We start from the raw sequence: 21,961 nt of genomic DNA, 5'->3' as shown, positions 1-21,961 counted from the left end.
CGCTCCCGGCTCGGGCCTCCGGAGGTTGAGCCTCGGGTTTTACGCCGTGGGCTATGTGCCCTAGACTGAGAGATGCGCTGTGGGACCGGTGTGTCCGGTCTCGGGCGCGAATCCTGTCCGCACTTCAATTCCATCCATCCATCGGAGCCCCTCTACATGACTTCTGGCCTCGCAACTCCTTCTGCGGCCCCGCAGGTTGCGGTCAACGACATCGGCAGCGAAGAAGACTTCCTCGCCGCGATCGACAAGACCATCAAGTACTTCAACGACGGCGACATCGTCGACGGCACCATCGTCAAGGTGGACCGCGACGAGGTCCTGCTCGACATCGGCTACAAGACCGAGGGCGTCATCCCCTCGCGTGAGCTGTCCATCAAGCACGACGTCGATCCGAACGAGGTCGTCCAGGTGGGCGACTTGGTCGAGGCCCTCGTCCTCCAGAAGGAGGACAAGGAAGGCCGTCTGATCCTGAGCAAGAAGCGTGCTCAGTACGAGCGCGCCTGGGGCGACATCGAGAAGATCAAGGAAGAGGACGGCGTCGTCGAGGGCACCGTCATCGAGGTCGTCAAGGGCGGCCTGATCATGGACATCGGCCTGCGTGGCTTCCTGCCCGCGTCGCTGGTCGAGATGCGCCGCGTGCGCGACCTGGACCCGTACATCGGCCAGAAGCTCGAGGCGAAGATCATCGAGCTCGACAAGAACCGCAACAACGTGGTCCTGTCGCGCCGTGCCTGGCTCGAGCAGACGCAGTCCGCCGTGCGCCAGAACTTCCTCAACGAGCTCAAGAAGGGCCAGGTCCGCAAGGGCGTCATCAGCTCGATCGTCAACTTCGGCGCCTTCGTCGATCTCGGCGGCGTCGACGGCCTGGTGCACGTCTCGGAGCTGTCCTGGAAGCACATCGACCACCCGAACGAGGTCGTTCAGGTCGGCGACGAGGTCACCGTCGAGGTGCTCGAGGTCGACCTGGAGCGCGAGCGCGTGTCGCTGTCGCTCAAGGCGACCCAGGAGGATCCGTGGCAGCACTTCGCCCGGACCCACCAGATCGGTCAGATCGTCCCGGGCAAGGTCACCAAGCTCGTCCCGTTCGGTGCGTTCGTTCGCGTCGAGGAGGGCATCGAGGGCCTGGTGCACATCTCCGAGCTCGCCGAGCGTCACGTCGAGATCCCCGAGCAGGTCGTCCAGATCGGCGACCAGGTCATGGTCAAGATCATCGACATCGACCTCGAGCGTCGTCGCATCTCGCTGTCGCTGAAGCAGGCCAACGAGACCGAGGTCGCCACCGACGACAGCTTCGATCCGACGCTGTACGGCATGGCCTCGTCCTACGACGAGCAGGGCAACTACATCTACCCGGACGGGTTCGATCCCGAGACGGGCGAATGGCAGGAGGGCTTCGAAGAGGCCCGCGCCACGTGGGAGCGTCAGTACGCCGAGGCGCACGAGCGCTGGGAAGCCCACAAGAAGCAGGTCGCCGAGGCCGAGAAGGCCAACCTCGAGGCTGGCGAGGTGGGCGAGTACACGTCCGCTCCGGCCGAGCAGGAGCAGACCGGCGGTTCGCTGGCTTCCGACGAGGCGCTGCAGGCGCTGCGTGAGAAGCTGACCGGCGGCGAGTGATTCGCTGAGCTGAATCGAATGAGGCCCCGACCTGTTGGTCGGGGCCTCGTTCTGTCGTGGGGGGTCATGAGTCCTGCGGCGTGCCGAACCGGTCGGTGCGGTGGCTGCGGGGCGCGGGGCGGACGCCGAGTCCGTCGTGGGCGATGGTCGACCACAGGCTCACCGCTGAGGCAGCGGCGACCGTGGCCAGCAGGAGGAGCAGGAAGATCATCATGGCATCAATCCTGCGCTCGGTGCTATCCTGCCAAAAGTGGCGGGAATGACAGCTCTCGTCGTTTTCCCGCCAAGGAGGATCGCATGACGAAGATCGCGATGATCGTGTCCGACCGGGCCGAGCCGTTCGGGATGGGTGTCCTCGCCGAGGTCTGGGGCGACCAGTACCACCCCGATGACGACACCCCGGTCTTCGACTTCGTCGCCTGCACTCCCGAGCCCGGCGTGGTCCGGGGCGCCAGCGGCTTCGACTTCGTCATCGGGAGCGGGCTGGACGCGGCGGCCGATGCCGACCTCGTGGCGCTGGCGGCCAAGCGCGACTACCGCGCCGAGGACCCGCGGGTCAGCGAGGTCCTGCGCGCGGCCCACGCGCGTGGCGCGACCATCATGGCCTCGTGCACGGCCACCTTCCAGGTCGGCCACGCCGGCCTGCTCGACGGGCGGCGGTGCACCACGCACTGGCGCTACGGCGCCGAGTTGGCCGCCGACTTCCCCGAGGCCGAGGTCGACACCGATGTGCTCTACGTCGAGGACGGCCCCATCGTCACCGGCGCCGGATCGGCGGCCGGGATCGACGCGAACCTGCACCTGATGCGGCGGTGGTACGGCGCTCGGGTGTCGGCCACGACGGCCCGCCGGATCGTCGTCCCGCCGCATCGCGACGGGGGACAGGCGCAGTTCGTGCGGGCGCCGATGCCGGTCGTCGAGGCCGAGACCCTCGCGCCGGTGCTGGCCTGGGCCGAGGAGCACCTCGCCGAGCCGCTGACGGTGGCCACCCTCGCCCGCCGGGCGCACATGTCCGAGCGCACGTTCGCGCGCCGCTTCCGCGACGAGACCGGCACGACCCCGTGGCAGTGGCTGCTGGGGCGCCGGGTCGCGATGGCCGAGGAGCTGCTCGAGACCTCCACCCTCGCGATCGAGCAGATCGCCCAGCGGGTGGGGTTCGGGAACGCGGCGACGCTGCGGCACCACTTCGGGGCGGTGCGCGGCACCAGTCCGCAGGCCTACCGTCGGTCGTTCACCTGCGTCGAGTCCGCCTGAGGGGTCACAGCTCGGTGCGGCGCACCTTGCCGGTCGCGGTTCGGGGCAGCGCCGAGACCTGCTCGTACTCCTTCGGCCGTTTGGGCGGAGCGAGGCGCTGGGCCGCGGCGTCGCGCAGCTCGCTCTCGCTGGCGTCGCCGACGTACGCCGCGGCCACCCGTTGGCCCCAGCGCTCGTCGGGTCGCCCGAACACGGCGACCTCGACGACGCCCGGCACCTCGACCAGGGCCGCCTCGACCTCGGCCGGATAGACGTTGACGCCACCGCTGATGATCAGGTCGGTGCGGCGGGAGTCGAGGTACACGTAGCCGGCATCGTCCACACGGCCGAGGTCACCCACCGTGAAGGCCGGCCCGTCAGGGGTGTCGCGCCAGGCCTGCGCCGTCCGCCCGGGGTAGTTCCAGTAGGAGAAGCGCCCCCACGGCGGCACCGCGCACCACAGCTCGTCCTCGGCGTCGACCGTGATGACGCGGCCCGGTCGGGCCCGCCCGACCGTTCCGGGGTGGTCGATCCACTCCTGGGCCGAGCACGCCGTGAACTGGCCCTCGGTCGAGCCGTAGAACTCCCACACGACGTCGGTGCCGAACAGCTCGTGGGCGCCGCGCCGGATGGGCTCGGGGCACGGCGCGCCGGCATGGGCCACGAGGCGGAAGCTCGAGAGGTCCGGCGTCGGAGCCTCCTGCAGGTGCGCCAGCAGCCGCTGCAGATGGGCCGGCACGCAGAACATCGTGGTGGGGCGCAGCCGCTCGACGGCCTCGCAGAATCCTTCGGGCGTGAAGGCCGGCAGGACCGCGACGGCGCCACCGGCCAGCGCCGTCCCGAGCGCGAAGCGCAGGGGAGCGGAGTGGTACAGCGGCGAGAGCACGAGGTTCACGTCCGTCGCGGCGAACCCCCACAGGTCGCGCTCCTCCAGGACGGCGGACCGGGCGTCGGCCGGGTCCCAGAATCCGGACCACACGCCCTTCGGCCGCCCGGTGGTCCCGGAGGTGAAGTGCATCGGTCGGCAGCGCGGCTCCGGGTCGAGCTCCTCGCGCTCGCCGCCGACCAGAGCGGCGAAGCCGACGAGGGAGTCCAGGACGACGGCGGGGGAGACGTCCTCGATGATCGGACCGCGCTCGTGGGGCGTCAGGCGGGGGTCGAGGGGCACGGGCACGCGGCCCGTCGCGACGCACGCCCACACCGCCGCCAGCAGCTCGATGCCGTTCGGGAGGCTGACCACGACACGGTCGCCCTCGCCGGCCCCGAGGCCGCGCAGACCGGCGGCCACGCGGGACGCCAGGTCGCGCAGCTCGGCGGCCGTGGTGGCCCGCACGGTGCCCTCATCGTGTGACATCGCCCATTCCTCTCGCCTGACCCTGCCGGTCTCACTGGGATCTGGGACGTCAGTATGGTTGACTGGCCAGCGGCAGTACCCCCCCCGACCTGCATAGGTATCGATGACCCAGACCTCCAAGCCCGGACGCCGGCGCAAGCCCGTGGTCCGCGACCCTTGGTACGTCCGTGCGCGCAAGCACACGGCGATCGCGACCGGTGTCGCCTCGCTCGGCGTCGCGGCGGTCGCCTCGCTCGGCACCTCCTCGGTGACCGTCGCGGATGCGACGCACGTGTCGCACACGACCTCCGAGTCCGCTCCCGCCGGTTCCGGTGACATCGTCACCGAGGCGCTCGACGGAGCCGCTCCCGTGCGCACGAGCCGCAGCAGCGCCGAACGCGCGCCGCTGCCCTCGGCCGTCGAGGCCGAGGCCATGATCGAGGGCTCGCTGTACGCCCAGAAGACCGTGCCGGTCCGTGCCGACGCCTCCGAGGACTCGCCCGTGCTGGCGACGGTCGCCAAGGGCAAGACGCTCCAGGTCACCGGCGAGACCCGCGGCGGGTGGACGCAGGTCGTCCACAACGATCTCCCGCGCTGGGTCGCCACGAAGCTCGTCGACGAGGAAGAGCCGAAGCTGGCCCCCGAGGAGGGCACGCTGTCGACCGCCCCGTGCGGCATCGGCTCCGGCGTCGAGTCCGGCCTGCAGGCCGACACGGTGCGCGTCTACCGCGCCGTCTGCGCCCGCTTCCCGCAGATCACCAGCTACGGCGGTCTGGCCGGCCGGGGCGAGCACGCCACCGGCCACTCGCTCGACATCATGGTCGGCGGCCAGCTCGGCTGGGACATCGCCGCCTTCTTGCAGGCGAACCGCGTCGAGCTGGGTGTCAGCTACCTCATCTACGAGCAGCGGATCTGGACCGTCCAGCGTGGCGGCGAGGGATGGCGCGGCATGAGTGATCGTGGCGGCGCCACCGCCAACCACTACGACCACGTCCACGTGACGACGTTCGGCAACGCCGGATCCCTGTGAGCGTGCCGAGAGCACGGCGCGTCGGGCTGACCGGCGGCATCGCGTCGGGCAAGAGCACCGTCAGTGCTCGGTTGGCCGAGCTCGGAGCCGTCGTCATCGACTACGACCGCCTCGCGCGCGACGTCGTCGAGCCCGGCAGCCCCGCCCTGGACCAGATCGCCGCCCGGTTCGGCGCTGACGTGATCGCGCCAGACGGCACCCTCGTGCGCCCGGCGCTCGGCGCGATCGTGTTCGCCGACCCGTCGGCGCTGAAGGACCTCGAGGCCATCACCCACCCGGCGATCCGCGACCTGGCCGCCGCCCGTGAGCAGGGGGCCGGGCCCGACGCGATCGTCGTCCACGACAACCCATTGCTGGTCGAGATGGGCGCCGCCGCTGCCTGCGACGTCGTGATCGTCGTCGACGTCCCCGAGCAGCTCCAGATCGACCGCATGGTCCGCGACCGTCAGATGACCGAGCAGGACGCCCGGGCGCGCATCGCCGCCCAGGCGTCGCGCGAGGAGCGCCTGGCCGTCGCCGACGTCGTCATCGAGAACACCGGCACCCTGGAACAACTGAGCGCCCGGATCGACGAGGTCTGGAAGGACCTGGTCGAGCCGAGCGCTCGCTGAGCCGGACGCCGCTGCATAGCGACCGGCCGGGACGGCCGCCTAGGCGGCCAGTTCGGGATCGGCGATCTCTCGCAGTCGCGCGATCGCCTGGCGCTCCACCTGACGCACGCGCTCGGCGGAGATGCCGTGGCGCTTGCCGATGTCGGCCAGCTTCTGCTGACGGCCGTCCAGCAGGCCGTAGCGGGCCTTGACGATGTCGGCCTCGCGGTCGTCGAGACGATCGACGAGGGCCAACAGCTGGTCACGGGCGTCGTGGTCGAGCATCGCCAGGTCGGGGCCCGGCGAGCTGTCACGGGCGATCAGGTCGCCCAGGCTGGTGTCGCCGTCCTCGTCCACGGGGGAGTCGAGGCTGACGTGGTCGCGACCCCACGCGAGCAGGTCGATGACCCGCTCGACCTCCATGTCGAGCTCGGCGGCGATCTCGGCCGGATCCGGGTCGTAGCCCAGCTGACGCTCGAGGTTGCGACGAGCGCCGGAGACCTGGTTCAGCTCCTCGACGACGTGCACGGGCAGGCGCACGACGCGGGCCTGCTGTGCGACACCACGGGTGATGGCCTGACGGACCCACCACGTGGCGTACGTCGAGAACTTGAAGCCCTTGGCGTAGTCGAACTTCTCGACCGCACGGATCAGGCCGGTGTTGCCCTCCTGGATGAGGTCGAGCATCGGCATCTGGGCGCGGCCGTACTTGCGCGCGATCGACACGACGAGACGCAGGTTCGCCTGCACGAACTCCTGCACGGCGCGGTCGCCCTCCTCGGCGATCCACTCCAGTTCCTCACGGGTCGCGCGCTTCGGGGCTCCGCCCTTGGCCCGGCCGACGCGGCCGGCCTCGAGCAGATGGCGGGCGAACAGCCCAGCCTCGATCGTGCGGCTCAGTTCGACCTCGCGCTCGGCGTCGAGCAGCGGGGTGCGCGCGATCTCGGACAGGTACATGCCGACGCTGTCCTTGCCCTCGAATTCACGGTCTTCCACGGTGATCCTCCTGACGGTGGCTTCACCGGGTACAACGACGAGCGGGGCCCGGGGATTCCGTTCTCAGGAGTTTCTTTGGTTGGGTCTGGTACCGGCGGTCGCGGTCGCCGTGTCGATGATCCAGGCCAGCTCCCAGGCTCGCTGGTGCCACGCGGCATAGCGGCCGCTGACGCCCCCGTGCCCGGCGGACATCTCGGTGCGCAACAGGACCGACCGCTCGGCTCCGGTGACCTCGCGCAGCCGCGCGACCCACTTCGCCGGCTCGACGTAGAGCACCCGGGTGTCGTTGAGCGACGTCCCGGCCAGGATCGACGGGTACTGCACGTCCGTCACGTTCTCGTACGGTGTGTAGCCCTTCATGTACGCGTAGACCTCGGGGTCGTGCAGCGGGTCGCCCCACTCGTCCCACTCGATGACGGTCAGCGGCAGCGACGGGTCGAGGATCGTGGTCAGCGGATCGACGAACGGCACGTCCGCGAAGATCCCCGTGAAGGCGTCGGGCGCCAGGTTCGCGACGGCGCCCATCAGCAGGCCGCCGGCGCTGCCGCCCTCGGCCACGAGACGGTCCGGGGAGGTCCACGACTCGTCGGCCAGATGGCGCGCGCACGCGATGAAGTCGGTGAACGTGTTCATCTTGGCGAGCTGCTTGCCCTCGTCGTACCAGCGGCGCCCGAGCTCGCCGCCGCCGCGCACGTGCGCCACGGCGTAGACGAAGCCCCGGTCGAGCAGGCTCAGCCGCGAGATCGAGAAGTCGGGGTCGAGGCTGATCTCGTACGACCCGTACCCGTAGATCAACCCGGGGGCCGATCCGTCGCGCGGCGTGTCGCGCCGGCAGACGATCGACAGCGGAACCATGGTGCCGTCCTCGGCGCGGACCCACGCCCGGTGCTGCTCGTAGTCGGCGGGGTCGAAGTCGCCCAGGACGGGGGCCCGACGGCGCAGGATCCGCTCGCCGGTGGCCGGGTCGAGGTCCCAGATCGTGGCCGGCTCGACGTAGGAGGTGTAGCCGATGCGCAGGTACTTCGGGTCCCACTCGGCGTTCCCGCCCAGGCCGCAGGTGAACAGCTCGGTGTCGAAGTCGAGCTCGGTGGGCGCGCCGATGCCGTCCGGGCCGACTTCCATGAGGGCCAGCCGCGTCGTGGCGTCACGCCGGTACGAGAGCACGAGATGGCGGGCGAAGGCGTCGACGGCCTCGAGCCGCACGTCGTCCGAGCCCGGCACGAGGACCGTGGTGGCGGTGGGGTCCTCGAGAGGAGCCAGGACCAGCTCGAAGTTGACGGCGCCGTCGTTGTGCAGGATGGCCAACTGGTCGCTGCCACCGACGATGACGTGCTCGACCGCGTAGTCCACACCCTCGCGGCGCGGCCACACGACGCGGAACTCGCCGGTGGGGTCGGTGGCGTCGAGCAGCCGGACCTCGCTGGTGATCTTCGACCCGACGCCGATGACCAGGAAGCGGTCGGAGCTGCTGCGGCCGACACCGACGAAGAAGCGCTCGTCCGGCTCCTCGAAGACCAGGACGTCGTCCTCGGTCGAGCCGAGCTCGTGGCGCCAGACGCGGTGGGGACGCCACGCCTCGTCGACGGTGACGTAGAACAGGTAGCGACCGTCGGCCGACCAGGTGGCGCCCGGTGCGGCGCCCTCGACGACGTCGGACAGGACCTCGCCGGTCGAGAGCCGGCGCACGCGGATCGTGTACCGCTCGTCGCCGGTCGTGTCGACGGACCAGGCCAGCAGGTCGCCGTCGTCGGACAGGCTGAACGTGCCGAGGGAGTAGAACTCGTGCCCCTCCGCCTCGTCGTTGGAGTCCAGCAGCACCTCCTCGCCCGGCAGCGTCTGGCCGGGCTCGACGAGCGGGGGCTCCCAGTCGTCGGGGCCGGAGATCGGGACGCGGCAGCGGATCGCGTACTGGCGGCCCTCGACGGTGCGCGAGTAGTACCACCAGCGGTCGTGCCGAACGGGGACGGACATGTCGCTCTCGAGCGTCCGGTCCTTGATCTCGGTGAAGATCTGCTCGCGCAGGCCCGCGAGGTGCGACGTCGTGTCCTCGGCCCAGGCGTTCTCGGCCTCGAGGTACGCGATCGTCTCGGGGTCGTCCTTGTCGCGCAGCCAGTCGTACGGGTCGATCACGGTGTCGCCGTGGTGCGTGCGCTCGCGGGGACGGCGTGGGGCGCGGGGGACGTCGGTCATTCCTCGACCGTACCGGCCACGGGCGACGGCGACTCACGATGCCCGGGTGTCAGGGCGGGGTCGTCCGCGCGCAGCGTGCGCACGGGGCCGACGGGTGTGTGACGCGTCTCGAACCGCACCGTGACCAGGCCGAGCCCGCGTCCCCAGACCCACCCGTCGCCGTACTCGTCGTGATGGACGTCCATGCCGGGGGACCACTCGTGCGCGCGCGGCGGGTCGGCCGGGAGGCGGGGCTCCTGCTCGAGCGGCTCGGGCGCGTCGTCGGCCTCCTCGGCGAACAGGTCGTCCTGCACCCAGTCGGCCAGGCCGCTGACCCCCACGCCGAGCAGGCGCAGCCCACCACCGGTGTCCGTCGCGTCGAGGAGACGCCGGGCGGTGGCGACGATCAGGCGACTCTGGTCGGTCGGTCCGGGCAGCGTCGTGGACCGCGTGTGCGTCGTGAAGTCGTGGTAGCGGACCTTGAGCGTGACGGTCCGGCCCGACAGTCCGGCCTTGCGCAGCCGCTCCGCCGTGCGCCGGGCCAGGGCGTCGCAGATCAGTCCCAGCTCTGCGCGGTCGACGATGTCCGTCTCGAAGGTGTCCTCGGTGCTGACGGACTTGTTCTCGCGGTGCGAGCTGACGGCACGGTCGTCGATGCCCCGCGACAGCCGGTGCAGCGACGCCCCCGCGGCCTGGCCGAGCAGGTCGATCAGCTCCGCCTCGGAATGGCGCCAGACGTCGCCCACGCGGGTCACACCGACATGGTGCAGTCGCGCCGCCGTGGCCGGACCGACCCCGGCGATGACGGTCACGGGCATCGGCTCCAGCAGGTCGCGCTCGGTGCCGGGCGCGACGATGAACGAGCCGTCCGGCTTGTCGATCTCGGTGGCGATCTTGGCCATGAGCTTGGACGTGGCGACCCCGACGGACGCCGTCAGTCCACCCGTGAGCTCGGCGACGTCGCGTCGCAGCCGGTCCACCAGCTCGGGCACGGTGTCGGGGTCGAACTCCGGGTCCGCGGCGAGATCGACGAACGCCTCGTCCAACGACAGCGGCTCGACGGCGGGGGAGAGGCTGCGCAGTCGCTCCATCACCACGGCCGACGCGGCCCGGTAGGCGTCGAAGCGACCGGACAGGAACGCCGCATGGGGACACCGCGAGCGCGCCTCGGCCATGCTCATGGCGGAGCGGACACCGTAGCGGCGTGCCTCGTAGGAGGCCGTCGAGACCACCCCGCGCTGGCCGATGCCGCCGACGATCACGGGCTTGCCGCGCAACGACGGCTTGTCACGCTGCTCGACCGAGGCGAAGAACGCGTCCAGATCCAGGTGCAGGATCGAGGCGGTCGGACGCATGGGGCCATTGTCGCCGGTCGGGCCCACGCTGATGCTGTTCGCCCGGTGACACCGCGGCGTAACAGGCACGACACGCCGCCTTCCTAGGGTGGCGACGCCATGAACCGACCATCCGGTGTGCCCGCACTCGAGGAGGCGATCGCCCATCCGCCGGCGGTGCCCCAGGTGCGGGCGGAATCGGACCTCGCGGGACTGGACCGGCGCTCGGTGCTGCCCGGTGACCTGCTCGGTCTGTCGGTGGCTGTCATCGCTCCGGCGGCGAGTGCTCTGAGCGTCCCGTTCGTCCTCATGCGGGTGGTCGGCCCCGGCGCCTGGCTCAGCGCGGTGCTGGGCTTCGGCCTGGCCCTGCTGCTCGCGGGCGTCTTCTCCCAGTTCGCCACCCGGATCGCCGCGGCGGGCTCGATGTACACGTGGGTCACCCGGTCGCTGGGACCGTTCCCGGGGCTCCTCGTCGGTACGTCGATGCTGCTGGGCTACGGGATCCTCGTCGCGTTCGGGGTCTCCCAGACGATCCGCAGATCGACCGAGGCCGTCTCGCCGACGTCCCCGGGCCAGACCGCTGCCGGGCCGTGGCCGCAATGGTGGATCGGCGTCGCCGTGCTCGTGTTCTGCCTCGTCGTCTCCATCCGCGGGGTTCGCGTCGCGACCCGGCTGGCCCTCGTGGTCGAGTCGGCGCTCGTGGTGGGGTTGTCGTGCCTCGTCGTCCTCACGATCGGGCGTGAGGGCCTGCCCTCGCCGGCGGTCCTCTCCCTCGAGGGTGCCGACCCGTGGCGCATCGTCCTGGGCGCCACGATCGTCCTGGGGATCACGGTCGGGTTCGAGGCCTCGGCGGCGCTCGCGAGCGAGGCAGAGCGCCCGTTCTGGAGCGTGCCGCGGGCGATGACGGGATCGGTGCTCGTCGCCGCGGCGCTGTACGTGGTCAGCTTCCTGGCCGCCAGCACCCTGGTCCCGGCTCCGGGCCATCCCCGCGGGCCGGCGCAGCGGTGGTTCCCCGACACGGTCGACGCCCACCACGCGGACGCGGTCCTCAGCTCGTTGCTGGCGGTCTCGTTCCTGGCGTTGACCCTGTGTGCCTGGAATGCGCTGGCGCGGGTCGTCTTCTCGTTCGCCCGCGAGGGCATCCTGCCGGCGGTGCTGGGCTACACGCACCCGCGGTGGGCGTCTCCGGTCGGGGCGCTGCTGGTGATCGCCCCGTTCGCGATCGCCCCGGCCACCGTCACGTTGCTCGTCGGTCGGGAGGTGGGGCCCCTCTCGACGGCGTTGTTGCAGTCCGCCGTGTTCGTCCTGTTCATCGCCTACGCCCTCGTCGCGCTGTCCCTGCCGGCCTTCCTGCATCGCCTCGACGAGCTGACGGTCGGCCCGGTGGTCCTGGCCGCGACGGCCGTCGTCCTGACTCTCGCGCTGGCCTCCGTCGACACCGTCCGGGACGTCCGCGACGGTGATCCCTCGGGCCTGGTGCTCGCGGGGGTCACCCTGGTCTTCTCGATGGTGTGGTTCGGGTGGCTCCGATCCCACCGGCGTCGCGCGCTGCGCCGCATGGGCATCCACGACGAGACCATCCGTACGGATCTGTTGGGCGCATGAGCACCGGCATGACCGATCCGCAGCCGAAGGTGCCGCCCGCGCCCTTCCGCGGTCGCGAGCCCGGTGCGGTCGACAACGCCTTCTCGATCCTCGAGGAGGTGGCCCGGTCGGGAGCGGGGGTGTCGGCGCGTGAGATCGCCGAGAACCTGCAGATGCCGCGCGCGACGGCCTACCGGATCCTCAAGCACCTCGTCCAGCAGGAGTATCTCGTCCGCAGCCCCGACCTGTCGGGCTTCGCGCTGGGCCAGCGGGTGCGCGATCTCGCCGGGGCGATGGAGCCGACGGACCCCGGTCACGAGGACTGAGTGGTTCCTCAGGGCCAGCCGAACAGGACCCGGGCCCGGATCGAGGAGAGCGGCAGGAAGCCCGAGGCGCCCGTGCGTGCCTGCATGGCGCGAGAGTCGAACGAGCGGCGCCGGTTGTCGCCCAGCACCCAGGCGTGACCCGGAGGGACCGTGACGTCGTAGGTCGTGTTCAGCAGGTCGCCGGGCGGCTCCGCCAGGTACGGCTCGTCGAGCAGGCTCCCGTTGCGCATCAGCAGGCCGCCCGGAGCGCAACAGGTGATCCGGTCGCCGGGCAGGCCGATCACGCGCTTGACCATCGCCTCACCACCGGAGGAGTCCTCGGACCGACCGGCGCGCTCGCGCTCCGCCGCGCGCCAGGGCTGCGGTACCTCGAAGACCACCACGTCGCCGGGTTCGACCCGGTCGACGCCGATCCGCGTGGTGATCACCGAGCTGCCGGTCGCGTGGGTCGGCGCCATGGACGGCGAGGTGACCGTCGCGTGGCCGACCACCCCGGTCGCGAGCGACCCGGCGACGAGCGCAGCGACCGCGGCCGCGGCCCACCAGCCCGCGTGCCGGGGACGGGCCGGGCTCAGTCGCGGGGGCACGTCGAGGGCCCCTTCGGGCCACACCGCTCGTCGAGGAGGTTCCTCATGTAGGCGATCTCGGTCGTCTGCTCGCCGATGATGTGCGTCGCGGTGCTGCGGACGAAGGCGTTCGTCTGCTCGGGCAGGTAGTCCTGCGACATCGTGATGGCACCCTCGTGGTGCTCGATCATCGCGACGAGGAAGGCCACCTCGGCGGCCGGGCGATCCAGGGTTGCGAGCTCGTCGACGCGCGCCTGCGCCAGCATGCCGGGCATCGCGTCCGCGCCGTGGTCGTGGCTCTCGGTGCCGGCGGAGTCCTGCCAGGCCTGGAGCCAGGCCCGCATGGTCGTGATCTCGTTCTTCTGGTCCTGGATGATGAACCGCGCGGCGGAGCCGACCCGGGCGTCGAGGCCGCGGTGGGTGCGCACGTTCTCGGACAGCTCGACGGCCTGGCGGTGGTGCATGATCATGTCCCGCGTGAAGGTCACGTCGGCGGCGCTCGGCGGCTCGGCCTTCTGCAGGCGGGGGAAGGTCTTCACGGTGCCCCACGGGCGCTCGACCGTCCCGCGCTGCTCCGCGGTGTCGGCGGCCTTCGTGCCACCGAGGGACACCTGCTGGGGCCGGGTGCCACAGCCGGCCAGGGCCAGCGCGGCCAGGGCGAGTGCGACCGGGCGGAGGACGACGTTCATGCGCATGGGAGCTCCATCGTGGGTGGTGCGGTCCCACGGCGAGCCGTGGGAGAGGGGGACCGGGGCGCCGCCCGAGCAGGTGGCGCCCCGGTCCGTGGATCAGCGCATGGTCACTTCTTGACCTTGTACTTCACCGTCGTGCTGGCGGCCTTCACCGTGCTGCTGCCCGCGTAGGACACCTTCACCGTGTAGGTCTTCACCTTCTTCGGGGCCGTCCACGTCAGGTTCGCCTTGCCGCCCTTGAGCGTCAGCGTGCGGACCTTGCCGTTGACCGTCACCTTGACCTTGCCCGAGACGGGCTTGCCACCGACGGTCACCGCGACGACGACCTTGTTCTTCTTGCCCGGCTTCACCGTCGTCTTCGACAGCTTGACCGTGAGCTTCGACGCCTTCTTGACGACCGGTGCGGGCGTCGGGCGGGTCGTCGGAGCCGTGGTGGGCGCCGTCGTCGGGGCGGTGGTCGGGGCCGTGGTCGGCGCCGTCGTCGGCTCCTCGGTGGGAACCGTCGTCGGCGGAGTGCCCCACACGACCGGCTCGGACTCCGCCACGTTCGTGGGGAACCCGGCAGCCGAGGCGTTGACCTTGACCGTGATCGACGCGTTCATGTCGGCCTCGGTCAGGGTGTAGTCCTGACCGGTCGACACGGCCTCACCGTTGCGGAACCAGGTGAAGGCGTACGTCAACCGCTGAGCGGCGCTGCGCCACGTGCCGGTGCTGGCCGTCAGGGTCTTGCCGACCGCCGGCACGACCGCGGCGGTGCCGTCGGCCTTGTCGCTGATCTTCGGCGCGACCGTGTTCTCCGGCGTGCACGGCTTGGTCACCGCGTTCACCGAGGAGAACGGGCCGTTGATGCACTTGCGGGCATCCTTCACGGTCGGCTTCTGGGCGAAGAAGTCACGCGGCACCAGCTGGAACTTCTGCCAGTGGATCGGCATCGGCGACTGGTCCTCGTCCTTGTCCGTGTGGTGGAACCCGACGTTGACCCACGCGACCGGATCGGTCAGCTCGTGCGTGTCGTTCTTGACGTAGTCCAAGATGCTCTGGTTCGGGCAGCCCGCGTTGAGGTTGTCCGAGCCGTACTCCTCGCACGAGCGGTAGTTCGTGAACGTCACCGACGGCGACCAGTCCGGCATCAACAGGTTCGACGTGTTGTTGTTCACGATCTCGTAGGAACGGGCGTGACCGTCCTTGTTCTTGCTGTTCGGGTTCAGGACGCGCCACCAGCTCAACTGGTCGTGGTCCTCGTTCTCGACCGACGAGAACGCCGAGCTCTTGACCGTTCCGGTGCCCTCGACGATGGGCGCGCGCACGCCGGCACCGGGACTGCTGAAGTCCCACTGCTCGACGGTCTGCTTCTCACCCTTGTCGATGCCGAAGTCGACCTTGTACATGGCGTTGTGCCAGTGCGAGCCCGCGTAGGACTGGATCTCCTTGGTGGTGGTCTCGCCCCCGGCCGTGGTCGTCACGGTCGACTTGCCCGACAGCGGCCACCCCGTCTTCGGGTTGTTGCCGAAGAACTGGTTCGCGCTGTCGGAGGCCCAGCCCGGGGCGATGTCGCCCGTGGCGCCGAGCCCGACCTCGATCTGGCCGTGGTCGTCGAACACGACCCGCTGCTGGTACTCGTACCAGCTGATCTTGGAGATCGACGAGACCGCGAGAGCCGTGCCCTGGTCGGCGTACAGCGTGCCGCCGCCGATCTGGGTCTCCTGCGCGTGAGTCATGAGGCCCGTCGGGTCCTCCTGCACGCAGATGCCCGGGATGGTCCGCTCGACCAGACGGCCGCTGTACGTGAACGACTGGTCCACGTCGAGCGCCTCGCCCGTGCACACCTCGGGGCCCTGCGACTGCAGGTACTGCTTGCCGAAACCGTAGGAGGTGATGTCGTTGTACTGGACGTGACCGGTGTCGTACGGCACGTTCAGCTGGGCGATGTTGAGCTGGTCCAGGACCCGCTTGTACCCGGCGTACTCGTACTCGCCGGTGGCGGGCTTGAACTCGATCTGCTCGAGGATGAGGCCCTTGATCGGGTGGATGCGCGCACACATCCGCCAGCTGGAGCCGTTCTCGAGCTTCTTGGTGACGAGGCTGTCGGCACACGCCAGCGGCGTGTCCTCGGCGGCGCTCGCCGCCGAGGGCTGGGCCGAGATCAGCCCTGCCGTCATCAGTGCGGTCGCGCCGGCGGCGACGATCCGCGTCAGTGTCTTCTTGCGCATCGGACTTCTCTCCCTGCTCACTGGGTGCGGACGATCTTCTGGGTGGACAGGTTCACGACGAAGTCGAAGGTGTTGAGGTACACCCCGGATGCGGTCGAGACCATGAGCTGGGCGCATCGGTCGGCGCCGCACTCCTTGCCCTTGCTCGTGGTCTTGTCGTAGACCCACGCGCCGGCGACGTAGTCGACCTGGTCGGGATCGATGAGCGGGACGCCCATGTTCTCCTCGAACTCGGCCTTGAAGGCCAGGTCGGCGTCGGACTCGACCGCGAGCTTCATCGCCAGGTCGGCCTCGGTGGACGAGGTCGGCGGCTGGGCCTTGGTGGACTTGGTGGAGTCGATGACCTTGCCGGCGGCGAGGTCGACGATCTGGTCGTAGGCCACGTCGTGCGTGTAGTCGTAGAGGGCGACGACGGCCTTGCGGCCGCTGAGCTCCTCACCGACGTCGGGCAGGTCCGCGTAGAGGAACTCCGGCCCGGGCTTGCCGCGGACGTCGGTGGCGTCCGAGGGGACGCTGCCGTCGGTGGAGGCCACGTGGATGGCATAGCCCGTCTCCTCGGCCGAGAGCGCCGAGCGGCTCTCTCCGAGCTTGGGCTTCTTGGTGGGCAGTTCGCCATCGCCGACGACGGTGAACTTCGTGCTGGTGCCGGAGTCGGTGCCGCTGACGTCCTGCTGGGCCATGACGTAGGTCGTGGCGGCAGCGGTCAGTCCGAGGGCGAGGGCAGCGACGGCGACTCTGCGTGTCCTCCAGGGCACGCGCTGTGACGCATTCACATGGTCTCCTTGTGGGGCTGGAAGTGATCGGCGCCGGAGGGACCGGAACCGTCGGGACCGGGTGGGGAGCCGGTCCCTCGGCCCACCGACAGGGGCGGCGGGCCGAGGTCTGGGTGGGCGGCGGACCGCCGGGCATCAGCGCACGGTGGCCTTCTTCGAGGTCGAGGCGCGGGTGGTCGAGGCGTCGCCGGCATAGACGACGCGGACGGTGGCCCGGCCCTTGCGCAGGCCCGTGACGGTGATCGTGCGCGTGCCCTTCTTCACGGTCGTGCGCTTGACCTTGGTCTTGCCGCCGGCCTTCACGGTGATCGTCACGCGGCCGGTCCGGGCGCCCGCGGAGGTGACCTTCGTGGTGATCTTCAGTCGCCCCTTGGCCGGCGACTTGGTGGTGACGCGGAGCCGGGCGGTGGCCTTCGCGACGGTCCGGCCGGCGCTCGTGGCGCTGGTGGTTCCGGCGGTGTTGGTCGCGGTCACGACCACGGCGATCCGTGCCCGGGCGTCCGAGGCCGTGAGCCGGTACGAGCGAGCGGTCGCCCGGGGGATGGTCGTGCCGTTGCGGGTCCAGCGGTAGGTGTGGGAGGCCGACGAGCTCCAGGAGCCCGTGCTCGCGGTGACGGTGCTGCCGACGCGCGTGGTGCCCGAGACGATGGGCGGGACCGTGTTGACCGGTGCGCTCAGCACCGGGGCCGGGGTCGCGATCGGTCCGAACACGTCCGACTCGGCGACGGCCGACGTCCAGCCCGACTTCGTCGCGATGGCGCGCACGCGCAGTCCGGAGCCGATGTCGTCGGTCGTGGTGCGATAGGTCGGTCCGCTCCCCACGACGACGTCCCCGCGCAGCCACTGCAGCGTGACGGCGGCGTCCGAGGGCGTCCAGCCGCCGCTCGTGGCGGTCAGCACGGAGCCCGCGACGACGGACCCGGTGACGGAGGGCTTCGTGGAGTTCGCGACGGCCGGGACCGACGGCGTGCCGCCCGTGACCGCGGCGGTGGGTGCGCTGGTGGCCGACTCCTGGGCGCCCTGGACGGTGGCGATGACCCGGACCGAGACGGCGTGCCCGGAGTCGGCGTCACGCAGGCGGTAGGTGGAGGCCGTCGCGCCCTCGATCCGGGCGCCGCCCCGCAGCCACTGGTAGCTGAAGTCCACGCCCAGGGTGGGGAACCACGTGCCGCGGGCGGCCGAGAGGGTCGAGCCCACCGCCGGGGTGCCGGTGATCGTCGGCCGGACGATGTTCTCGCTGATCTGGGTCAGGTACGCGTCGGCGACGAAGGTCTGACCGGCCGCGAGGGTGATGGGGGTGGCGTGGTCCTGGTCGGGCTGGTTGTCGTACCACTCCTGGACGGCCTCGTTCTGGTTCTCGAACCAGATGACGTACGCGCCGGGCTCGACGCCGCGGAACTCGTACGCGCCGGCGGACGAGTTGGTCACGGTGGACTTCACGAACTCGCCGTCGGTCTTGTAGAGCGAGACGTCGAGGCTGGGGGCGATCACGTGGCCGGTCTCGAGGACCGTGCCCCGGATCACGCCGGTGGCCTCCGCGTGTGCAGCCGCGGAGGGCAGCGCCAGGGCGGTCGCGGCCACTGCTGCGGCCGTGAGGTGGGACAGGACTCGGGTGACAGTCATCGGGGAAGTTCCTTCGGCGGGGGAGTCGATTCGGCCCTCAATCTGGATGCGGTGCGTTTCGCGTGGCGGTCGCCGCGGGAACCGGTGGGTTACGAGAACGACCCGGCTGTGAAGGTGTCGCGACGGTGAATGAGACACCGAATGGGAATCTCCCGTCATTGCAGTCGTCGCCGGGGCGGGCCGCGGCAGCGCCCGTCACAGGGGTCCGACGTCGTGACGCACGGGGGTCGATGACGACCGTGTAAACATCTCGTCACCGCTGCCGGAGTCCGGTCAGGCAGGTCGTACGCTGACGTCCGTGTCAGCCCCCGGAGCCCCGATCGCGCGCCTCGTGCGCGCCGGTGCGGTGAGCCTGTGGGCGACTCTCATGGCCGTCGCCGCCCACGTGGCGGGCAGCGGTGAGGCCCCGTCGGTCGTGGCCCTCCTCCCGGTCGTCGCGGCCGGTGCCGGGCTCGCGTGGTGGGCCGCCGGCCGCCGGATCGGCTTCACCGGGGCGCTCGTCCTGCTGGCGCTGCCGCAGCTCGGGGTCCACGTGGTGTCCGGGTACGTGCACGGCCACGCGATCGTGCCGTCGACGCCGGCGATGCTCGCCGCCCACGCCGCAGGTCTCGTGGTGGTGGCCGCCGGGATCGCGGTGGCCGAGCGGCTCTGGTGGTCGTGGTGGGCGCGGGTCTCGTTCGTCCTGCGTCCCGTGCACCGGTCCCGCCGGCCGGTGGCGGCCCCGGTGCCGCCCCGTGCGGCCGGGCCCGTCCGGCACGTCGACCTGCTCGACCACGTCCTGGTGCGACGCGGCCCGCCCTTCTCCCGGGTCGACCTCGCCCCGGTCGCCGGCACCTGCCGGTGACCCAGTCCCGCCCGTCCGGGCGGTCCCGAACCAGGAGAAGAACCATGTCTTTTGCCCAGCACGCTGCCCGCACGGCGGCGCTCGCCCTCGGCTCCTCCGCCCTCGTCGCCGTCGCGGCGGGTGCCGCCTCGGCCCACGTGTCGGTCACCCCGTCGTCGACCGCAGCCGGGTCGTACGCCGTGCTGACCTTCTCCGTCGGTCACGGGTGCGGGACCTCGCCGACGACCAAGCTCGCCGTCCAGGTGCCCGAGGAGGTCCTCTCGGTCACCCCGACGGTGAACCCGAACTGGACCGTCGAGAAGAAGATGGCCAAGCTCGAGTCGCCCTCCTCGGACGGCCACGGTGCCGAGCAGTCCGAGCGGGTCGCCGAGGTCGTCTACACGGCGAAGACCCCGTTGGCCGACGGGATGCGCGACACGATCTCGTTGCAGCTGCCGTTGCCCGAGAAGGAGGGCGAGAAGCTCGTCTTCCCGGTCATCCAGACCTGCGAGGAGGGCGAGACCGCGTGGACCCAGACCTACGAGGAGGGCGAGGACGAGCCCGAGTCGCCGGCTCCCTTCGTCGTGACGACCGAGGCCGAGGGCGACGGCCACGGTCACGGTGCGGCGAAGGCCGAGGACGAGCCCGCTGAGGCGGGAACCGGCTCGGACGCGCTGGGCTGGAGTGGTGTCGTGCTCGGTGCGCTCGGACTCGTCGCCGGCGGCGCCGCCCTGGCTCGGACGCGGAGCCGCGGGTGACCCTGCCCGCTCCTGCCCGGAGGGCACGGCTCGCCGCCGTGCTCTCCGGGCTGCTCCTGCTCGTCGTGATGTGGCCCGCCGCGGCGTTCGGCCACGCCTCGCCGATCGGGAGCACCCCCGCCGACGGTCAGGTGCTGACCACGCCGCCGGACCAGATGACCGTGTCGTTCACGGAGCCCGTGACGCTCGGCGGCACGGGCAACGCGGTGCTGGACGCCACGGGCGAGCCGTCACCGACGACGTTCTCGGTCAGTGGGCGGGTGCTGACGATCCGTCCCGAGCAGCCGTTGCCGCGGGGGAGCCACGTCGTGACCTGGCGTGTGGTGTCGGCGGACTCCCACCCCGTCACGGGCGGGTTCACGTTCGCGGTCGGTGAGGCCACGCCCGGCGCGATCGGGGTCCCGGACTCCCAGGCCGAGCGCGAGTTGTCCGTCGTGCGGACCACGGTCGACGCGCTGCGGTACGCCGGTGTCCTGGGCCTCGCCGGGCTCGTCGTCTTCTCCCTGTTCATCGTCCCCTCGGCCGTGCGCCGGCAGCCGCTGGTCGCGCGCCGCACCCGCGGCGCGACGTACGGCTTCGCCGGGCTCGCCGTCGTCTCGACGCTCCTGCTCGCACCCCTGACGGCCACGTGGGAGTCCGGTCGGACCCTCGCGTCGGCGTGGGGTGTGGACGCATGGCGTGACGGGCTCACCTCGGCGGCGGGCGTCGCGGTGCTCGTCGTGGTTCTCGGCGCCGCCCTCGCCGTGGCCGGACGGCGACGTCGTCCCGTCGTCGCGGCGGTCGGCGTGGCGCTGGCCGTCGCGTCCCTGCTGCCGGTGGGCCACACCCGCAGCTACGGCCCGGCCTGGCTCGTGCTGACCGCCGACCTGGTCCATGTGAGTGCCGCCGCCCTCTGGTGGGGCGGGCTCGTCGGCCTGGCCATCGTCCTGGCTGCCGGCTCGGCGCTGAGGGTGGCGGACCGCGCCACCGCGATCGCGCGGTTCTCGGCGGTCGCGGGACTCGTGCTGGTGGCCCTGGTGGCCGCCGGAATCGTCCTGTACTGGCGGATCGCGGACTCGCTGCCCGCGCTCTGGCAGACCGGCTACGGCCGAGCCGTGCTGGTGAAGGCCCTGCTGCTCGTGCCCGTCGTCGCCGTGGCCGCGTGGAACCGCTTCGTCCTGGTGCGTCGACTGACCGGGCGCGAGGCAGGGGCCGCGACCGCGCTGCTGCGACGCACCGTGACCTTCGAGCTGATCGTCGTCGCCGGCGTGCTGGTCGCCACGGGAGTGCTCGTGGGTCAGACCCCTCCGCCTCGGGCCGACACCGTGGTCATCGGCGTCTCGACCGTGCAGCGCCTCGAGCTCGACCTGGACGACGCCCACCGGGTGACCGTCGTGGTCTCCCCGGCGCGGCGCGGCCCCAATGCGATCCAGGTCTCCCTGACCGACCGTGAGGGCGCGGCGGTCGACGTCCCGGACGCCCCTCGCCTGCAGCTGGGGCTCGAGGAGGCGGGGGTGGGTGCGCTGAACCGGACCCTGACCAGGACGCGGGCGGGACACTGGCAGACCACCGCCGACCTCCCGCTCGCCGGTGCGTGGCGCGTGTCCGTCGCGGTGCGAATCGATCGATTCGAGGAGCCCGTCGTCTCCGGAGAGGTGCAGATTCCATGAGGACCCGCAGCGGGCGTCGACTCGCGGGCGCCCTGGTCGCCCTGCCCTTCGTGCTGGTGGCCGGCGCGTCGTCGGCAGCCGCGGACGTGACCGTCGACACGGTGGTGCCGCAGGGGGACGGGACCGTCGCCCTCGTCGTCGCCGTCGCGCCGGGGTGCGGCGATGCCGACACCACCGGGCTGACGCTGGAGGTCCCCGAGGGGTCCGCGGTGGTCAGTGCGACCGCGCCCGACGGCTGGACCGGTGTCCTGGATGGTCGGCGCGTGGACTTCGCCGGCGGCGCCCTGCCCGCGGGACAGGTGGCCGAGTTCCTCCTCACGGCGCGGATCGGCGCGCCGGCGGGGGAGCGGGTCACGCTCATGGCCGAGCAGCGATGCGACGACGGGACGAGCGACACCCGGTCCACGCCGGGGTTCACCGCCTCCGCCGAGACGGTCGACCCGGCCATGACGGTGAGCGTCCCGCAGGAGGTCCCGGCCGGGGCGGACGGCCGTCAGATCGCGGTGGCGGTCGTGGGATTCGCGGCCCTGGTGGGTGCGGCCGTCGCCGTGGCGGGCCGACGACGCGGGCGGGCCGGCTGACGGTCCACAGCGTCGACCTCCGTCGGGAGCCCGTCCACAACCGGGTGCCGGCGGGTTCTGCCGGGCGGCCCTGAGCA

20 protein-coding genes are annotated in these 21,961 nt (G+C 71.4%); 10 read left to right on the top strand and 10 right to left on the bottom strand.

All coding sequences use genetic code 11. The features are described from left to right. Positions 1-156 precede the first annotated feature (156 nt). Positions 157-1,614 carry a 30S ribosomal protein S1 gene (gene rpsA / locus H9L21_RS09010; protein ID WP_154594809.1) on the top strand — a complete coding sequence of 486 codons (1,458 nt, stop codon included), beginning with the start codon at positions 157-159 and terminating at the stop codon, positions 1,612-1,614. A gap of 64 nt (positions 1,615-1,678) precedes the next feature. On the opposite strand, the gene H9L21_RS09005 is transcribed toward rpsA, so the two are convergent. Continuing rightward, entirely contained in the window at positions 1,679-1,828 is a 150-nt protein-coding gene (locus tag H9L21_RS09005; RefSeq protein WP_154594810.1) for a hypothetical protein, read from the bottom strand. Positions 1,829-1,911: 83 nt separating this feature from the next. Here H9L21_RS09005 and H9L21_RS09000 point away from each other — a divergent pair, with 83 nt between their 5' ends. Next, positions 1,912-2,868, top strand: coding sequence for a helix-turn-helix domain-containing protein (locus H9L21_RS09000; RefSeq protein WP_154594811.1), 957 nt, complete (start codon positions 1,912-1,914; stop codon positions 2,866-2,868). A 4-nt stretch (positions 2,869-2,872) separates the two neighbouring features. Here the strand turns inward: H9L21_RS09000 and H9L21_RS08995 are convergent, their stop codons facing one another. Continuing rightward, positions 2,873-4,201, bottom strand: coding sequence for a class I adenylate-forming enzyme family protein (locus tag H9L21_RS08995; protein ID WP_154594812.1), 1,329 nt, complete (start codon positions 4,199-4,201; stop codon positions 2,873-2,875). A 103-nt stretch (positions 4,202-4,304) separates the two neighbouring features. Here H9L21_RS08995 and H9L21_RS08990 point away from each other — a divergent pair, with 103 nt between their 5' ends. Continuing rightward, entirely contained in the window at positions 4,305-5,210 is a 906-nt protein-coding gene (locus H9L21_RS08990; RefSeq protein WP_154594813.1) for an SH3 domain-containing protein, read from the top strand. Between the two features lie 2 nt (positions 5,211-5,212). After that, positions 5,213-5,821, top strand: coding sequence for a dephospho-CoA kinase (coaE, locus tag H9L21_RS08985; RefSeq protein ID WP_187411395.1), 609 nt, complete (start codon positions 5,213-5,215; stop codon positions 5,819-5,821). Positions 5,822-5,860: 39 nt separating this feature from the next. On the opposite strand, the gene H9L21_RS08980 is transcribed toward coaE, so the two are convergent. The 3 genes from H9L21_RS08980 to H9L21_RS08970 form a co-directional block, all read right to left on the bottom strand. Then, positions 5,861-6,757, bottom strand: a complete 897-nt coding sequence (locus H9L21_RS08980) for a sigma-70 family RNA polymerase sigma factor (protein ID WP_154596129.1) — start codon at positions 6,755-6,757, stop codon at positions 5,861-5,863. 102 nt (positions 6,758-6,859) lie between these two features. After that, on the bottom strand, positions 6,860-8,986 hold the full coding sequence (locus tag H9L21_RS08975) for a S9 family peptidase (RefSeq protein ID WP_154594814.1): 2,127 nt from the start codon (positions 8,984-8,986) through the stop codon (positions 6,860-6,862). Continuing rightward, entirely contained in the window at positions 8,983-10,320 is a 1,338-nt protein-coding gene (locus H9L21_RS08970) for a DNA polymerase IV (protein ID WP_154594815.1), read from the bottom strand. Before H9L21_RS08970 ends, H9L21_RS08975 begins: the two co-directional genes overlap by 4 nt. Before the next feature lie 99 nt (positions 10,321-10,419). Here H9L21_RS08970 and H9L21_RS08965 point away from each other — a divergent pair, with 99 nt between their 5' ends. Continuing rightward, positions 10,420-11,904 carry an APC family permease gene (locus H9L21_RS08965; protein WP_154594816.1) on the top strand — a complete coding sequence of 495 codons (1,485 nt, stop codon included), beginning with the start codon at positions 10,420-10,422 and terminating at the stop codon, positions 11,902-11,904. After that, on the top strand, positions 11,901-12,209 hold the full coding sequence (locus H9L21_RS08960; RefSeq protein WP_222865749.1) for a helix-turn-helix domain-containing protein: 309 nt from the start codon (positions 11,901-11,903) through the stop codon (positions 12,207-12,209). Before H9L21_RS08965 ends, H9L21_RS08960 begins: the two co-directional genes overlap by 4 nt. Before the next feature lie 8 nt (positions 12,210-12,217). Here the strand turns inward: H9L21_RS08960 and lepB are convergent, their stop codons facing one another. The 5 genes from lepB to H9L21_RS08935 all read right to left on the bottom strand — a co-directional run bounded on the left by lepB (position 12,218) and on the right by H9L21_RS08935 (position 18,073). Then, a complete protein-coding gene (gene lepB, locus H9L21_RS08955; RefSeq protein ID WP_154594817.1) occupies positions 12,218-12,796 on the bottom strand; it encodes a signal peptidase I in 579 nt (192 codons plus the stop codon). Next, positions 12,781-13,464, bottom strand: coding sequence for a DUF305 domain-containing protein (locus tag H9L21_RS08950; protein ID WP_187411394.1), 684 nt, complete (start codon positions 13,462-13,464; stop codon positions 12,781-12,783). The genes lepB and H9L21_RS08950 overlap by 16 nt, the downstream gene beginning before the upstream one ends. A 110-nt stretch (positions 13,465-13,574) precedes the next feature. After that, on the bottom strand, positions 13,575-15,677 hold the full coding sequence (locus tag H9L21_RS08945) for a copper amine oxidase (RefSeq protein ID WP_187411393.1): 2,103 nt from the start codon (positions 15,675-15,677) through the stop codon (positions 13,575-13,577). 17 nt (positions 15,678-15,694) lie between these two features. After that, positions 15,695-16,450 carry a hypothetical protein gene (locus H9L21_RS08940; protein ID WP_154594820.1) on the bottom strand — a complete coding sequence of 252 codons (756 nt, stop codon included), beginning with the start codon at positions 16,448-16,450 and terminating at the stop codon, positions 15,695-15,697. Positions 16,451-16,585: 135 nt separating this feature from the next. Beyond that, on the bottom strand, positions 16,586-18,073 hold the full coding sequence (locus tag H9L21_RS08935) for a hypothetical protein (protein ID WP_154594821.1): 1,488 nt from the start codon (positions 18,071-18,073) through the stop codon (positions 16,586-16,588). 298 nt (positions 18,074-18,371) lie between these two features. Here H9L21_RS08935 and H9L21_RS08930 point away from each other — a divergent pair, with 298 nt between their 5' ends. The 4 genes from H9L21_RS08930 to H9L21_RS08915 are packed head-to-tail and all read left to right on the top strand — an operon-like array spanning position 18,372 to position 21,884. Next, entirely contained in the window at positions 18,372-18,917 is a 546-nt protein-coding gene (locus tag H9L21_RS08930) for a hypothetical protein (protein WP_154594822.1), read from the top strand. 44 nt (positions 18,918-18,961) lie between these two features. Continuing rightward, positions 18,962-19,654, top strand: coding sequence for a YcnI family copper-binding membrane protein (locus H9L21_RS08925; protein ID WP_154594823.1), 693 nt, complete (start codon positions 18,962-18,964; stop codon positions 19,652-19,654). Continuing rightward, positions 19,651-21,303, top strand: coding sequence for a copper resistance CopC/CopD family protein (locus H9L21_RS08920; RefSeq protein ID WP_154594825.1), 1,653 nt, complete (start codon positions 19,651-19,653; stop codon positions 21,301-21,303). The genes H9L21_RS08925 and H9L21_RS08920 overlap by 4 nt, the downstream gene beginning before the upstream one ends. Then, on the top strand, positions 21,300-21,884 hold the full coding sequence (locus H9L21_RS08915) for a DUF1775 domain-containing protein (protein ID WP_154594826.1): 585 nt from the start codon (positions 21,300-21,302) through the stop codon (positions 21,882-21,884). Before H9L21_RS08920 ends, H9L21_RS08915 begins: the two co-directional genes overlap by 4 nt. Positions 21,885-21,961 lie beyond the last annotated feature (77 nt).

Source organism: Aeromicrobium senzhongii, assembly GCF_014334735.1.
Taxonomy (GTDB): domain Bacteria; phylum Actinomycetota; class Actinomycetes; order Propionibacteriales; family Nocardioidaceae; genus Aeromicrobium; species Aeromicrobium senzhongii.
Note: the sequence above shows the minus strand (reverse complement) of the source record. Positions and strands in the feature narration are given on the sequence as shown.

What these genes read in the sequence shown, in the direction of transcription:
- rpsA (WP_154594809.1), top strand. Translation starts at nt 157, where the DNA reads ATGACTTCTGGCCTCGCAACTCCTTCTGCGGCCCCGCAGGTTGCGGTC.
- H9L21_RS09005 (WP_154594810.1), bottom strand. Translation starts at nt 1,828, where the DNA reads ATGATGATCTTCCTGCTCCTCCTGCTGGCCACGGTCGCCGCTGCCTCA.
- H9L21_RS09000 (WP_154594811.1), top strand. Translation starts at nt 1,912, where the DNA reads ATGACGAAGATCGCGATGATCGTGTCCGACCGGGCCGAGCCGTTCGGG.
- H9L21_RS08995 (WP_154594812.1), bottom strand. Translation starts at nt 4,201, where the DNA reads ATGTCACACGATGAGGGCACCGTGCGGGCCACCACGGCCGCCGAGCTG.
- H9L21_RS08990 (WP_154594813.1), top strand. Translation starts at nt 4,305, where the DNA reads ATGACCCAGACCTCCAAGCCCGGACGCCGGCGCAAGCCCGTGGTCCGC.
- H9L21_RS08980 (WP_154596129.1), bottom strand. Translation starts at nt 6,757, where the DNA reads ATGTACCTGTCCGAGATCGCGCGCACCCCGCTGCTCGACGCCGAGCGC.
- H9L21_RS08975 (WP_154594814.1), bottom strand. Translation starts at nt 8,986, where the DNA reads ATGACCGACGTCCCCCGCGCCCCACGCCGTCCCCGCGAGCGCACGCAC.
- H9L21_RS08970 (WP_154594815.1), bottom strand. Translation starts at nt 10,320, where the DNA reads ATGCGTCCGACCGCCTCGATCCTGCACCTGGATCTGGACGCGTTCTTC.
- H9L21_RS08965 (WP_154594816.1), top strand. Translation starts at nt 10,420, where the DNA reads ATGAACCGACCATCCGGTGTGCCCGCACTCGAGGAGGCGATCGCCCAT.
- H9L21_RS08960 (WP_222865749.1), top strand. Translation starts at nt 11,901, where the DNA reads ATGAGCACCGGCATGACCGATCCGCAGCCGAAGGTGCCGCCCGCGCCC.
- H9L21_RS08950 (WP_187411394.1), bottom strand. Translation starts at nt 13,464, where the DNA reads ATGAACGTCGTCCTCCGCCCGGTCGCACTCGCCCTGGCCGCGCTGGCC.
- H9L21_RS08945 (WP_187411393.1), bottom strand. Translation starts at nt 15,677, where the DNA reads ATGCGCAAGAAGACACTGACGCGGATCGTCGCCGCCGGCGCGACCGCA.
- H9L21_RS08935 (WP_154594821.1), bottom strand. Translation starts at nt 18,073, where the DNA reads ATGACTGTCACCCGAGTCCTGTCCCACCTCACGGCCGCAGCAGTGGCC.
- H9L21_RS08925 (WP_154594823.1), top strand. Translation starts at nt 18,962, where the DNA reads ATGTCTTTTGCCCAGCACGCTGCCCGCACGGCGGCGCTCGCCCTCGGC.
- H9L21_RS08915 (WP_154594826.1), top strand. Translation starts at nt 21,300, where the DNA reads ATGAGGACCCGCAGCGGGCGTCGACTCGCGGGCGCCCTGGTCGCCCTG.